Below are 14,010 nucleotides of genomic sequence, written 5' to 3'. Positions count from 1 at the left end.
GTTTTAAGATGTATTCTTTTTTTTATTGTAAAATATTGAAATGTTCATTCTTCTTGTTTATTATTCTCAACAGCCATTTATTAATAGGGCAATCTGTTAAAAAAAGCAATGTTGAACAGCCACCTACACAACAAGAAATGCAAGCCTTAATACGACAGGCTCAAAAGCAAATGAGTAATATAAGTGCTAAGGAAAAAAAGACGATGGACAGTTTAGGTATTCTTCTTCCTGATTTTAATAAAACAGCTCAACAAGTGTCCCATGTAAATGACAAGCAATTGAGTAAGGCTTATGCAAAAGAAACGCAAATAGTTCCCATAAGAAATACGGCAAGAATTAGTCGTATACCACCCACACCTGTTACACAACAGGGTGTAATTACTTTATTAAAATATGGTCAGCAAAAAATTCAACAGGTTATGGGTGCTTCTATTGTTACGTTAGGGGATGAAATATTTCAACAATTAATGTCATTGCCTGCTGCACAAGCCGGAAGAGCGGCTGTGGGAATTTGGATGATGGGAAATCAGGCAGTGGCAGTATATGTTATGGGTAAAATAGTTTTACAAAATCCAAATAATATAGACAATTTGAGCAATTATACTTCTATGTTAATTATGAGCAGTGCTGAACCCCTGTCTATTCCTATTCTGCAGTATTTAAATAAACAGTATCCGAATAATAATGCCATACTTAATAACTTGGGTCAGGCCTGGTATGGATTAGGTGAAATGAATAAAGCTGAAAAATATTTAGATAGTGCTATTCGTTTGTATGCATATCATCCGCAAGCTAATCTTACCAAATCATACATTGAAGAAAGCAAGGGTAACAAAAACGGTGCTATTAATGCAGTAAAGCAATCGTTACATCACGCATATACAAATGAAAAAGAAAGTAGACTTAGAAAATTTGGTGTAACAATTTCTGAGAAAGATATTGAATGGAAATTGCCCGGTAATGATGAAAATCTCATTTTATCGGAATATCAACAACCGGCTTATCCTAAATCGGTTGATGGGTGCATTGCATTAGAGAAAGATTGGGCTAATTACATAGCTATGTGTGATGAAGAAATTGAAAAATTGAAACAAACTTTAAAAGGATTACAGGAATTAGCACAACAAAATAATTCTATACGAATTAATCAAAACATACAATTCGTCAATAAAGCATTGCTAACAGGTAAAAAAACAGGTACATTATCGGTAATGCCTTTTTATGCTCCAAAAGCAGCTTTAAAATTAAAAGCATTGAACGATGAGTCGAGTAATTATATGGTGCAACTAAAGCGACTGAATGAAAAACAAATGAAGTTTTTATACAAACAAAATGAATTGAAAAAAACTTATGATTCGTTATTGCATACCATTAATGAAAAAGAAGCGGAACAAACCGGTGAAGGATTAGCTAACAAAAGTTTTTGCGCGGAAAAGAAATTGCTGACAAATAATTATTTGCAAACTGTTAATACCGAGGCTGAAGAATTAAAACAACAAATGCTGGATTTATTCCGTCGTAAAATGAATGAGGAAGTGCACTGGTTAAAATATACGCAATGGCCCGAAGAATTTGAAGCCAGCAAAGTAATGATGAAGATTAAATGGTGGGAAGCATTACGCGAAGCCCATTTTGAAAAAAACACCTTATACATATGTACAGAAGAATCGAAAAATAAACCTTCCGGCAAATTTAAGTTAGCAGAGTTTGATGATGTTGCATGCCAATATCATACAGAATTAAACATGATTGTGATGAAGGCAAGTTTTGATTGCAGTAGGGTAACCACTTCTATTGATGTGCCCTTTATTAAGGGAAGTTTGAAACAGAATATGGATAAGGAAACTTTTGCAGATCAATTTATGAATTGCACTGTTGAAATAACAGCAGAAGCAGGTAAAGAAATAGAAGTTGGTCCTATTCAAGTGGGTGCATCTGCAGGTGGAGGAGTGGGTATTGAAATTGATAGAACCGGCCTAAAGGATGCATATGTAATTGGTAAAGCAGGAGTAAGTGCAGGACCTGCTGATATAGGTGTAGAAGGTAGAATTAGTTTGGTGAGTGGCAGTAGTTCAATGGGTGGAACTGGTTTATTAGAAAGCCTCAATTAATCATTAAAATAAATACAATGAAACTAATAATGTTAAGCTTGGGTATACTGTTTTGCATAAACAATACCCACAGTCAGTTATTAAAAAAGCTACAACAAAAAGCAGAGCAGGCAGTATCAAAAAAAATTGATAAAGCGGATGCACCTAAAACAAATGATAATCCTAAAAAATCTGATGCAGGTGATAATGCAACGGCATCAAGTCAGTCACGTCAACCCGATTTAAAAGTGTATAGTAAGTTTGATTTTGTTCCGGGTACTACCATTTTATATTTTGATAATTTTGAAAAAGATAATATTGGTGAAGCTCCTGAAGGATGGATTACTTCTAAATCGGCTGAAGTAGTAACCATTGATGGTTTAGAGGGTAAGTGGGTAAAAATGGCCGCAAGTAATGCCACACATATATCGCGCAACAAAAAGCAAAGTTGGGGAAATAATTTCACTATAGAATTTGATTTGTTGATTGTAAAGAATTCATACGATCCAAGGCTCGATATTGTTTTGTATAATACAGGAGGTAATTTAGTAACTGATGAGGGTATTTTACAAAGCGCTAAACCGGCAATATATTTTGAATCTATCATTGCGGGTGAAAATAAAAGCCGCGCTATCCTCAGAAATCTCGATAAACGGCTATCAGATAATATGTCTGAGGAGTTACCTTACAATAATTTAACACCGGTACATGTTAGTATGTGTGTACAAGGTAAGCGTTTTAGAATGTGGTGGAATGATAGAAAGTTATACGATTTACCCGCTGTCAATGAAACTTATTTGCCTAATCAATTTGGCTTCAATTTCGGCAGTGTTGGTGGAACAGACTATTATGTGAGTAATATTCGTGTTGCAAAGGATGTACCCGATACCCGTTCTCGTTTTGAAGAAGGTAAATTAGTTAGTAACCTATTATTCTATAGTGGTACTGCTAATTTAAAACCCGAAAGTATGGGTGCTTTGTTAGATGTAAGTAAAGTGCTGAAAGAAACAACTACACTAGTTAAAATTGTTGGTCATACCGATAGTGACGGTGATGAAGCACTAAATTTAAAACTTTCACAACAACGTGCTGAAACAGTAAAAAATATTTTAGTTAATCAATATAATATTGATGCATCCAAACTTACTACAGAAGGGCGCGGAGAATCACAACCCATTGCTGATAATAAAACACCGGAAGGTAAAGCACAAAATAGAAGAGTTGAATTTATATTTAAGCCTGAAGCCGATAATTATAGCAACACCATCAATTCAACTTCTGAAAGTAAACCCAATGCAGCTAAGCCTAGTACAAATACATCAACCGGAAAAAACAGTACTCCGGTAAGTAATACCAATTTGCAATTGCAAAGTAAAATTTTAAATACACAATTACCGTTTGCTCAGTTTATGAAAACAGGTGAAAATACTTATACATTCATTGCAAGTAAAGAGGAAGGTAATAGCAAAGAAAATTATGTGAAGATTCATCTGGTATCTGTGAATAGCAATTTAAAACCTGAAACATTCAATTTTCAGGAGATTAATCAAAAGCAACCATTATACGGAACTAAACAATATGCTGAAATAAAAGACAATGAAGCGGTATTATTTTATGGAACAGATAAAAAACCGTATGTATATAAATTTTCACCTATTGTTACCAACGGACATATGGCCAATTTTGTGGATGAGGGATTAATTCGTCATTTACCAGCTGCATCTCCAACCTGCAAGTTTGTTATTGAAAAAGTAGAAAATGGTAAAGCAAGTGGTTATTTTACATTTGGTGTGATGATTCAAGGACTTAAGCCCATTAAAAAGGGCGATGCTATGACGGAAACCTTTACCAATGGCTTTGCGGGTGATATTAAAGGAACTTTTACCAATGTTCCAATTTATTAATCATGCATTAATGAAATGTTTTTATGTTAACTAAATTAATGCATAGCACAGGAGTGCTTTTGATGCCATTGTTTTTCATTACCAACTTAAATGCGCAAATAGATAGTTTTGATCTTGTAACGTTTAAACCACCCATTGGATGGGAGCAACAGACATTTCAAGACGTAAGAAATTATTATACTATCAATCAAAAAAATAAGGAGTGGTGTAAAATATCAATTTTTAAAAGCGCTATAACAACGAGTACACTAAAACAAAACTTTGACCTTTCCTGGCAGCAATTGGTAAAGCAAAACCTGCACGTAAACAATGAACCGGAAATGCAAAAACCAATAAAAGAACAGGAATGGGAAGCTATTAGTGGTTATGCACCTTTTAATGAAGGTGAATTAAGCGGTGTTGCGCTGCTAGTAAATGCAACTCGCAAAAATACTACGGTAAATATATTAGTGATGTTTAACAGTGCTGTATATACATCATTAATTGATGATTTTTTATCGTCAGTACAATTCAAACAATCGGTTTCGGATTCAACATTAGTGATACAAAACAACAATCAATGGATGCAGATTGAAACGCCTGTTGCGAATTCTAAGTTTACATTTAATACTACAAATTTTGATGATGGGTGGACTGCAATTGAAAAAGAAGATTGGGTAGAAGTATCAAAAGATAATTACAAAGTTTTATTGCATTATCCTAAAGAAGGAACAATATTTCCTGCAGATACGGATCCGCTTGTTAGAACTGCATGGAATATTTTAGTTGCACCTCGTTACAGTAACTTAACTAATTTCAGAACTACTTACATTAATACTTTTAATAGACCTTATATTGGCTTTGGGAATGCGGTTTCAAATGTAACCAAACAACAAGTTTATCTGGTATTGTTTAAACGAAGTGCCGGTTGGATAGAAGTTATAACACCCACAAAAGCTGATTTTGTATCCACATTTCATTTTGATCCGGAATCCATTCAATGGGATAGTAATGCTGATGTATTGCAAACGCTTGATAACATGTCTGGTAGAAACAAATTTGCTGTGGCCGCTGCAGATTTATTTGGTACCGGTAAATGGACGGATCGTTTTACAAGTAATACCTACTATACTAATATTTATACCGGTCAAAGTGCTGGAATGCAAACCTATGCCTCAACGCAATGGTTCAATTTTGACGGGAGCAACCATTATGAATGGCAATTGATAGCTACTAACAGTTTTGGTGGAAGAACAGGTGTTTTGCAAAGTAAAAGTAATGGTGTTTTTGAGTCAGTTAATAATTGGCAAATACGGTTTTCAGATATCAGTGGTAAACCAAAGGTTTATGATGTTTATTTTACGGCACAAAAAGGGAAAAGAGTTTTGTGGATGAATGATGCTCAATATCCTGGTTCAGGGGTTTTTACGGGCTTCTCTAAATAAATTTAATTATTAAAAATCTATATTATGCGTACAATTATACTTTTTTTGTTGTACTTCCCGCTTATCACATGGGCTCAAAACCAAAGAGTTTATTTAAAGCTATTTGATGAAACGGGTAAATTAATCAAAGGTGATGCATTCATGCGTGGTTTTGAAGGTAATATTTCTATACTGTCTTTTTCTGAGGGTGGGAAAAACAGCAATCAATTTATATTTTCTATGAATATAACAGGAGCAAGTGCCGATTTAAAAAGGGCTATGCAACTTGGCATTGTATTAAAAAATGGGTTACTATCCGTTTTACAAATGGGTAATTCAGGTCAGCTTGTTTTAGGAAACACCGTTTTCATGGAAAATGTTAGAGTAATTAATTGTACAGAGGCAATGGGCTGTAATGGTTTATTATCTACACAGGTTACATTAGCCCCTGCAAAAGTTGGGTGGACTTATTATCAAACAGATGCGTTGGGTAAAACAACAATATCTCGTAAGTACGGATTTGACAATGAATCGGGAACGCAATGGAATAATTTTTAGTCATCCCATAACTACACATATAAATTGGTTATTGAGAAAAACTAGCTCATATTGGCCTTCAATTCAGCTATCGCATTGGGATGAATATGGTATACTTTAATTCTTTTATCGATAGCATCCGGTTCACGAATAATCAGTTCTGTGCCTTTTATGGCTAAGTACTTTTGATTAATGGAAGTAAGAATTTTGTATCGCTGGCTTTTTTGTGTTTCCAAGCTTTTATTTTTTAAACCTAATATGCTGTTTAATTCATCAATGCTAGTAGGTTCATTATTTTGCGTATTTTGTAAGATTAATTTTAATACTTCCCATTCTTGATCAGTATACTCCGGAAATTTTTTTGTGTATAAGCTTTTTTCGCCAGTTAGGTTATTGGTAACAATTTGTTGTAAGGATGGCGCATGTTGTTTGTTTTTATAATACTTCCAAAATGCAACTCCACCAACTAATACCACTAAGCATGCAATGATAAGAATGGTGAGGTTACTATTTGTATGCAACTGATTTGCTTCCTTCACATAAATTGGTATACCTGTATCTTCAAATTCCGAAAGGCTGAGGGGAATGGTATCAATTTTATTTTTTTCGCACAAGTAAAGGGTTGAATCTAAACAAAACAAATTTCCATTTAAATAATTCGTAATAATAAACTGGCTTTTGTCGTTTTCCAATGGTAAACGGTATAAAGTATTTTTCTCAAAGTTCCACAATAGGTTTTTCCCATCATTATCTAGTAGTACGCCCCAGGGGGTCATAGCAACTTCCTGAGTAGATTTGGTAAATGGCCATAAAGTTTTATTCAAAGTGCCTAAAGTAGTCCAGTTTAAGGTGTTTAGGTCAAGCACTTTCACCTTATATTGGTTATAATTTTGTGTTGTTTGCTTTTTTATGCCTCCATTTTTGTCAACAAAATTGGCACAATAAATTTTTCCTGCATTGGGATTATACCAAATCATGCTGGCATTAGGTTCATTAAGTACCGGATTTTCCTCATTTAAAGGAATAATATACCATTCATGTGCCTTATTGCTATATTTTCGTAAATGCCCTGTAATACGCCAATAACCACTACCGCCTAAATTATATAATTCATTTTTATATATAAAAGGGAAAGCACCATAATTGTAACCCCTATAAATAGTGGAGTCCATTCTTACAAATTGATGATGATTGTATTGATAAATGATACCCGACCCGTCAATAAAAAGGTAAATGGCGGTATCTGATTTTAAAAGTACTTGTCTTTGATTTTCCCAGGGATGAGATAACTTAATAAACTCAGCATTTCTTCCGGGTAAGGTGATGTGTACAGACTTTGGATACTTTAATAAAAATTCTATTTCAGGATGATGTGCAGTATTATTTTGGGCATTGGTCATAGAGCATACATGGCAAATTGCTATTATCCATAACCATTTATTCAATATTTTCAAAAAGGGGTAGTTCAATTTTTTCTAAGTTATTTAGTTAATAACTAATGTGTAAATATACTTTTTTCAATGGGGTTACGCAAATTAAAAACATAACTGGTTAAATAATGCAATTGTTTACCAAATTTTCTGCTTTGGGTTAATGGCAAAGTAAATTTGTCAGGTGTTCAGGCTCAATTTCTTGTAACACTCTTTAACCGAATATCTTTTTATAAAGCCAAAATTATGATGAAATTAAAAAGTGTACTTTCTGTCATTTTAATGACTATTCTTTTATGCAGTTGTGGAATGAATATGGCTTTAACAGCCAATTTCAACAATAATGTTACGAATGTAACCTTATCTCAAAAAAATTACAAGGTAGTTGGTTTGGTAACCGGAAAAGCGCAAGCCGCTTATGTGTTGGGAATTGGTGGTTTATCGCACAAAGCATTGGTTGCAATGGCAAAAGCAGATATGCTAAAGCAAGCTAATTTAATGGGCAGTGCAAGGGCTGTTATAAATGTTACTACTGAAGAAAATTTAGTGCAAATACTATTTCCCATTTATTTCCGAAAAGAAGTATATGTGCAAGCGCATGTAATTGAGTTTGTGAATGGTGGGTAATAGCTATTATGTACAATTCATTTTTTAAATAATTGATGAGTGCTCATTTAAAAAAATGACTTTTGGTTTTCATGGTTAAAAAAATAGAGGGGTAGTGTTTTGTTTCCTATTTTGTTTCACTCAAAATCAAAATAGGTTTTTTATTTAGTATAATTGTTCATCGTATGCTATCGGCGCTTCCTGTATATTTTTTTTATTGGTGATGAATGGATTTTTATAAGCAACATAAGCAGATAAACTACACATTAAAATCAATAATGATAAACCTTTTGATAACCCTGCATGTTCAGAAATAAAACCTATTACGGATGGTCCGGTTAAAAATCCTACTAATCCACCAGTAGTAACCATTGCAAAACCCTCAACCGTTGTTACTCCGGGTATATTAGCAGAAGCCCTAAACAAAATAGGTACAATGGTACAACTTCCTAAGCCTATCATTATATAGCCAATAATTGCTATGAATGGTTGATATGCAGTAACTACTACTAAAAATCCGCTTGCTGCTAATAAAGCGCCATATATTACCATATTTTTACTGCCTAATTTGGTAATCAGCGTGTCGCCATTTAATCTTCCAAAAGTCATGGCAACTGAAAACCCTGCATAACCCAAGCTTAACATAGCTTTGGGGGCATGTAATACTTCTTTAAAATAAATGGCACTCCAGTCTGCTACACAACCTTCAGCCATAAAACTTACCATGCAAATAAATGATATACCTAATATGGTTAAAGAGGGTAGTTTAACTTGTGAACGCGAATGAATGATTTCTGTATTACTTAATAAATTGGCCCTATTTGATAAAATAACAGTTGAAATGAACAATACCACCAACATTATTTGAATGCCAGGCGGAATATGTATTAAAAATAATAATGCGGCTATACCTGCACTAACGGCACCGCCTAAACTATACATGCCATGGCAGGTACTCATGTATAAACGATCGTGTTTTTTTTCCAATAAATTAACTGTGGCATTACTTGAAACACCATTTAAAAAACTAATGAGTCCGTAGCAGTATAAGCATGTCCAAAACATGATTCTATTGGCTGAATTAATTTGGGCTATCATTATACAACCCATGGCAATATATCCACCTACCATCCATTTACCTACCGGTACTTTACTAAATACACGGGTGGATAGCAGCATTCCGGTAATAGCTCCTAAAGGCGAAAGTAAAAGGGATAAGCCCAGTGAGCCATCCGAAAAATGCATACGACTTTTAATGCCTGGAATGGCAGCCACCCAAATACCAAATATTAAACTGGAAGTGGCAAATAAAAACCCAACTGCTAAAGCCGTTCGGGTTTTAATAAAGGAAGTGATATTCTGAATCATACCGGGTACAACTCTGCCGGGAATATTTTATCTCCGACAATTGCTTCAGCAAATTACCAACATTTTTTTTGTATAGATATGCTACATGCTGAATTTGACAAATGATAAAAATGGCATGCTATTACTTCACGTTACGAGTAATACCTATTTGTATAAAATAGGGATGGTAGATGATAGCCAAATTAATTAGCCATTGTGGTATTAAAACGCATAGATAATAGCATAGGAAAATCAACCGCCACACCATCAAAAAATGCCGGTTGCCATACCGGCGATAATTTTAAAACACGAATGGCTTCTAATAAACAGGGCTTGCATTTTTCGGGTGGATCAATAGCTATAAATTGAGTGGGTTTTCCGTTTTTTGTTATCCATATATCCATTTTAACGGTATAAATTCCTAAAGGGATATTGGGTTGCATAGCCACTTTTATATCCATATTTTTATTAAGGAAATTTTGCCATCCTTTAATGCCACCCACAAATTCAGGCATTTGTACGGCTATATAATTGGGTATAGGCTGTCCTTGCTCATACCAGCCCAATTGAACAGCTGGTACTTTGTCATGTGCTTTTACATAATGCGATTTTTTATTACCGTTGGCATAAAACGCAGTTCTTTCTATTAAAATACCTTCTTTAAATAACATTGAATCAAGTAATACCCAATTTTATCATAATTTTTAAAAGGGCCATCAGCTTGTATGCAAAAGTTGTCCAAGTAATTCCCCTCAGTAGCCAAACGATTATTACTGATGTAGTAAGTTTTAGCATGATAATAATCTTCTCCGGGCGTTACTTTCATCATTTGTTTTGCATCAATATTGTTATGTGAAATACCGGTTGAATTTTTGTACAAAATATATTCCTGCTCCTGTGCTTTTGAAACATTGATAGATGTTAATAGCAATATGAAATACCAAATAATGTTATTTTTTTCATGTTTAAATGGTTTTGTTCTTTTCTTTGTTAAAAGCCTGCCTATCTTTATTTGCAGATGGAATTATTAACATAGATAAAGCATCTCGAAAATTATAACATTACGAATATATGTATTTTAAGCGATAGAAGATTTCTTTATTTGCATTAATTTTTATGTATTGAATAGTTGAATTTTATGAGTCATTATTTGAAATGTTTGCAAAAAGATAAAAAGTTGGCTGCTATAATTCGCCACCATACACCGTTTCAGTTGCAAAGAAGGAACAGAATTTACTTGCAATTGTGTAATGCTATTATTGGGCAACAACTATCGGTGAAAGCTGCAGCTGCTATTAAAAGCAGGTTTTTGAACCTATATACTGCTACTCCGGAACCTATTGATATTGCACAAACTTCCTATGAACAATTAAGAAGTATAGGTTTATCGCATGCTAAAGCTAACTATGTTCGTAACGTAGCTGAGTTTGCTTTACAACATGGAATGGAATACCAACAACTAAAGCAAATGACTGACGATGAAGTGATTGAATATTTAACACAAATAAAAGGGGTGGGCAGGTGGACCGTAGAGATGTTGTTAATGTTTACATTAGCTAGAGAAGATGTTTTTCCTGTTGATGATTTAGGTATACAACAAACCATACAACTTATTTATGGACTACCCGAAATGCCTAAAACTGCTATGCGTGAAAAACTTACACAAATTGCCAGCCGTTGGAAGCCCTATAGAACTTATGCCTGTTTACATTTATGGCATTGGAAGGATAATCCTCCAAAATTATAAGTTGATTTTTAAACAAGTCGGCAGGGAATTTCCAGGTCTTCTGATAAATAATAAATGGCACATAGCCGATGATAACCGTCGGCAATTATTAGTTTTTCATTACCCCTAACCATTAAAATGGGCGACAGTTTTCCTCCTTTTTTTACTTTCTTAATATTTTCTTTAACATGAATATTATCAGCAGGTAATAAAGGTAATTGAGCAGCCCGTAATATATCTTTTGCTTTTTTTGAAATAGTTTTTGCTTGCTTTAATTGAGTGGTTAATTGTTTGGCTTTTGTTATTGGAAATATTAATTCTAAATAATCTGTGGCAGCAGGAAAATCATGTGGTTCAGGATTGGATAACCAAATTTTTTGCATGGGTTAACATTTATGTTATTAGGGTTAGTATAAAAGAAAACCGGTGCAAACATTGCACCGGTTTTGAAGATAGGTTTATTAAGGATTCGTGCTGTTAATAAAATCAACAATATCTTTTCTAAAGGTTACTAGTGAAGCAGGATGAATGTACATCATATGCCCTGCATCAAAATATTTCATACTAATATTTTTTTGAATAGCAGGTTCCAATCCTAAATGATCCATGGTATACTCAGTACCATAAAATGGTGTAGCCAAATCATAATAACCATTAAAAACTAAAACTTTTAAACTTGGATTTTTGCTCATGGCATTAGCTAAGTCAGGTGCAGTGGTGGGTGGGTAAACCCCTTCGCCCCACATGCCGCCTTTGCGTTGCCAGTCCCAATGAAATCCTTCTGCATTGTAAGCAGATGTGTGATAAGACATGCTTTTATTCACTTTCAATTCGCTATACAAGTAATTTAAAAATGCCGCAGTATAGGCAGGCGTAATGGCTGTACTTTGTGGATCGAACTCTGCATTTTCACTTAATAAATTTTGATCAATACCTGTAAAGCGACTGTCTAATCGGCCAACAGTGAGGTGTTGGTCGCGCAGCAGTTCTTGTGTAAACTGAGGTTCATTTACTCTTAAGTTTGCTTTTAAAATATACTCTTTACTTAAACCGGTATATGCTGCAAGTTTTTCTGCAACTGCATTTTTGGTAGCAGCATCAATTTTATCGCCCAACATTAATGCTGTGGTGTAGGTGCCTTTGGCATAATTTGTTACCTCGTTAATAAAAGCTTTGAAGTCGGAAGGTTGATTGGGTAACTTTTTATGAAAGTAAGCTGTGGCAGCATAGGTAGGCAAATACATAACGTAGGAAATATCATCTCCGGCACCAAAAGTCAGTTGACGCAAGTCTAATACAGAAGAAACGAGTACAACACCATTCACAGCAATGCCCAACCGTTGTTGCAAATAATTAACTACACCGGCTGAGCGCATGGTGCCATAACTTTCACCCAATAAATATTTTGGAGAATTCCAACGATCGTTTTCAGTAATATATTCTTTAATAAAATTGCTGATAGAACGAAGATCTTGGTCAACACCCCAAAAATCTTTGTTTTGTGCTTTGCCAATGGCATGGCTAAAGCCGGTGCCAACGGGGTCAATCATTACAATATCAGTAACATCTAATATAGAATTTTGATTGTCTTCAACTTTGTAAGGGGGTGGTGTAGGTCCGGATAAGTCATTCACCACAACACGGCGAGGCCCTAATGCACCCATGTGTAACCATAATGAAGCAGAGCCCGGACCTCCATTATAACCAAACAAAACCGGGCGCTTACTTAAGTCTGTAACACCTTCTTTTGTGTAAGCTACATAACCAAAACTGGCAATAGGTTCACCTTTGTCATTGTTTAAAATAAGCGTACCGGCTGTAGCAGTATAATTAATGGTTTTGCCAGCAATTACAATACTATGGTGTGTAACTGCTACTACGGGTTTGGCAGCAGAATCCATTGGGGGCTTAGGTGGAGCTGGTGGAGGAGCAGGTTGTGCTATGATTCCTACATTCATTCCTGCTAATAAAATAGGCAATAAATACATTTTCTTCATGTGATTTTTATTTTGATGAACAATAAGGAATATTGTAAAAATTAAATGGGCCTTTGTTGCCCTAAAAATTGAATATGCTTTTATACTCAATCATCACGAAAGTTAAAGAATTAAGGGCTTATTCTTTAGTGATTTTTTGTAAATGGTAGTAATTAGGGTAGTATTTGCACCTCTTTTAATACATTTTTAATGCGTTGGCGAAGTGTTGCTTCATCGGTAAATCCTTTTGCCAATAAATATAGTTTGCTTTCTGTTGTTTGTAATAAAACAGCAGGGTAACCTGTTACCTGTAATTGTTTGCAAAGTGCAAATTCATAGTAAGCTTTTTCTTTGTACGTTTCATCATGCAGTTTTTTGTAAAATTCCTCTTCAGGAATTTGATATTGATGTAACAAATGACGATAAGCTTCATCATCTGTTAAGTCGCGTCCTTCAAAATTTAAAGCATATTGCAAATCGCTCGCAAACTGCAATTGTTTTTCGGGGAAATATTCTTTAAAGATACAAAGCGCTATAGCCGGTTTTTCAGAATTAGGGAACCAATCGCTTAATTCCGGGTGAAAAATATGCCACAAATAATCTTCTCCAAAATTAATTCCGGTAGTATTTTCAACAGTTTTGTAGGCTTGTTGAATGTAAGGTGCCATTACACCAATAGGGGTGGGTTGCTCCGGTAAAATCATTCCGCCACTTAAAACCTCCACACTAAAATAGGCTGCAAATTCTGCAGTAACTTTTTTTAAAACCGGACTGAATCCGTAGCACCAACCACAATAAGCATCATAACAATAAATGAGAATAGGTTGCATAGCATTATTACTAAATAATAAAACATTGTTGCAGGGCAAGTTAACGGTTAATTTTCATTTATAATTACTAACAAGTAGTATGAAAATTTTTGCAGGAATGCCCAATTAGCATTTGGAGGTAGTTATTATGGCCAATGGGGGTACTATTGCTTTACAACAAA

The 14,010-nt window shown here is 34.5% G+C and carries 13 protein-coding genes; 6 read left to right on the top strand and 7 right to left on the bottom strand.

From position 1 onward, the window contains the following. Window positions 1-53: 53 nt before the first annotated feature. Genes ACP5P5_RS10945 through ACP5P5_RS10930 form a run of 4 tightly spaced genes read left to right on the top strand, consistent with a single transcriptional unit; the run spans window position 54 to window position 5,955 of the window. The gene (locus tag ACP5P5_RS10945) at window positions 54-2,111 is read left to right on the top strand and encodes a tetratricopeptide repeat protein (protein ID WP_428286151.1); all 2,058 of its coding nucleotides are present in this window, start codon (window positions 54-56) and stop codon (window positions 2,109-2,111) included. A 17-nt stretch (window positions 2,112-2,128) separates the two neighbouring features. Next, window positions 2,129-3,994, top strand: coding sequence for an OmpA family protein (locus ACP5P5_RS10940; RefSeq protein WP_428286150.1), 1,866 nt, complete (start codon window positions 2,129-2,131; stop codon window positions 3,992-3,994). A 23-nt stretch (window positions 3,995-4,017) separates the two neighbouring features. Further along, entirely contained in the window at window positions 4,018-5,418 is a 1,401-nt protein-coding gene (locus tag ACP5P5_RS10935) for a hypothetical protein (RefSeq protein WP_428286149.1), read from the top strand. 24 nt (window positions 5,419-5,442) lie between these two features. Beyond that, the gene (locus ACP5P5_RS10930) at window positions 5,443-5,955 is read left to right on the top strand and encodes a hypothetical protein (protein ID WP_428286148.1); all 513 of its coding nucleotides are present in this window, start codon (window positions 5,443-5,445) and stop codon (window positions 5,953-5,955) included. Between the two features lie 41 nt (window positions 5,956-5,996). Here ACP5P5_RS10930 and ACP5P5_RS10925 read toward each other — a convergent pair whose 3' ends face one another. Further along, window positions 5,997-7,334, bottom strand: a complete 1,338-nt coding sequence (locus tag ACP5P5_RS10925) for a hypothetical protein (protein ID WP_428286147.1) — start codon at window positions 7,332-7,334, stop codon at window positions 5,997-5,999. Window positions 7,335-7,610: 276 nt separating this feature from the next. On the opposite strand from ACP5P5_RS10925, the gene ACP5P5_RS10920 reads away from it, so the two are divergent. Beyond that, on the top strand, window positions 7,611-7,991 hold the full coding sequence (locus ACP5P5_RS10920) for a DUF6567 family protein (protein ID WP_428286146.1): 381 nt from the start codon (window positions 7,611-7,613) through the stop codon (window positions 7,989-7,991). A gap of 144 nt (window positions 7,992-8,135) precedes the next feature. Here ACP5P5_RS10920 and ACP5P5_RS10915 read toward each other — a convergent pair whose 3' ends face one another. The 3 genes from ACP5P5_RS10915 to ACP5P5_RS10905 all read right to left on the bottom strand — a co-directional run bounded on the left by ACP5P5_RS10915 (window position 8,136) and on the right by ACP5P5_RS10905 (window position 10,248). Then, on the bottom strand, window positions 8,136-9,338 hold the full coding sequence (locus tag ACP5P5_RS10915; protein WP_428286145.1) for an MFS transporter: 1,203 nt from the start codon (window positions 9,336-9,338) through the stop codon (window positions 8,136-8,138). Between the two features lie 182 nt (window positions 9,339-9,520). Further along, window positions 9,521-9,988, bottom strand: a complete 468-nt coding sequence (locus tag ACP5P5_RS10910; RefSeq protein WP_428286144.1) for a hypothetical protein — start codon at window positions 9,986-9,988, stop codon at window positions 9,521-9,523. Then, complete coding sequence (locus ACP5P5_RS10905) at window positions 9,964-10,248, bottom strand: hypothetical protein (RefSeq protein ID WP_428286143.1); 285 nt, start codon at window positions 10,246-10,248, stop codon at window positions 9,964-9,966. The genes ACP5P5_RS10910 and ACP5P5_RS10905 overlap by 25 nt, the downstream gene beginning before the upstream one ends. 207 nt (window positions 10,249-10,455) lie before the next feature. Between ACP5P5_RS10905 and ACP5P5_RS10900 the strand changes: the two genes are divergently transcribed. Continuing rightward, window positions 10,456-11,064, top strand: coding sequence for a DNA-3-methyladenine glycosylase family protein (locus ACP5P5_RS10900; RefSeq protein ID WP_428286142.1), 609 nt, complete (start codon window positions 10,456-10,458; stop codon window positions 11,062-11,064). 8 nt (window positions 11,065-11,072) lie between these two features. Here ACP5P5_RS10900 and ACP5P5_RS10895 read toward each other — a convergent pair whose 3' ends face one another. From ACP5P5_RS10895 to ACP5P5_RS10885, 3 genes are all read right to left on the bottom strand, one after another. After that, a complete protein-coding gene (locus ACP5P5_RS10895; RefSeq protein ID WP_428286141.1) occupies window positions 11,073-11,426 on the bottom strand; it encodes a hypothetical protein in 354 nt (117 codons plus the stop codon). Between the two features lie 78 nt (window positions 11,427-11,504). After that, window positions 11,505-13,040 (bottom strand): S10 family peptidase, encoded by a 1,536-nt coding sequence (locus ACP5P5_RS10890; protein ID WP_428286140.1) that lies wholly within the window; start codon window positions 13,038-13,040, stop codon window positions 11,505-11,507. A gap of 152 nt (window positions 13,041-13,192) precedes the next feature. Continuing rightward, window positions 13,193-13,849: a DsbA family protein gene (locus ACP5P5_RS10885; protein ID WP_428286139.1), complete on the bottom strand. Its 657-nt coding sequence runs from the start codon at window positions 13,847-13,849 to the stop codon at window positions 13,193-13,195. Window positions 13,850-14,010: the final 161 nt, after the last annotated feature.

This window comes from Hydrotalea sp., from assembly GCF_049968455.1.
Classification (GTDB): Bacteria; Bacteroidota; Bacteroidia; order Chitinophagales; family Chitinophagaceae; genus Hydrotalea.
Note: the sequence above shows the minus strand (reverse complement) of the source record. Positions and strands in the feature narration are given on the sequence as shown.

Bases quoted from the DNA above. Each gene is read 5' to 3' on its own strand.
- ACP5P5_RS10940 (WP_428286150.1), top strand. From the start codon at position 2,129: ATGAAACTAATAATGTTAAGCTTGGGTATACTGTTTTGCATAAACAAT.
- ACP5P5_RS10935 (WP_428286149.1), top strand. From the start codon at position 4,018: ATGTTAACTAAATTAATGCATAGCACAGGAGTGCTTTTGATGCCATTG.
- ACP5P5_RS10930 (WP_428286148.1), top strand. From the start codon at position 5,443: ATGCGTACAATTATACTTTTTTTGTTGTACTTCCCGCTTATCACATGG.
- ACP5P5_RS10925 (WP_428286147.1), bottom strand. From the start codon at position 7,334: ATGACCAATGCCCAAAATAATACTGCACATCATCCTGAAATAGAATTT.
- ACP5P5_RS10920 (WP_428286146.1), top strand. From the start codon at position 7,611: ATGATGAAATTAAAAAGTGTACTTTCTGTCATTTTAATGACTATTCTT.
- ACP5P5_RS10915 (WP_428286145.1), bottom strand. From the start codon at position 9,338: ATGATTCAGAATATCACTTCCTTTATTAAAACCCGAACGGCTTTAGCA.
- ACP5P5_RS10910 (WP_428286144.1), bottom strand. From the start codon at position 9,988: ATGTTATTTAAAGAAGGTATTTTAATAGAAAGAACTGCGTTTTATGCC.
- ACP5P5_RS10900 (WP_428286142.1), top strand. From the start codon at position 10,456: ATGAGTCATTATTTGAAATGTTTGCAAAAAGATAAAAAGTTGGCTGCT.
- ACP5P5_RS10895 (WP_428286141.1), bottom strand. From the start codon at position 11,426: ATGCAAAAAATTTGGTTATCCAATCCTGAACCACATGATTTTCCTGCT.
- ACP5P5_RS10890 (WP_428286140.1), bottom strand. From the start codon at position 13,040: ATGAAGAAAATGTATTTATTGCCTATTTTATTAGCAGGAATGAATGTA.
- ACP5P5_RS10885 (WP_428286139.1), bottom strand. From the start codon at position 13,849: ATGCAACCTATTCTCATTTATTGTTATGATGCTTATTGTGGTTGGTGC.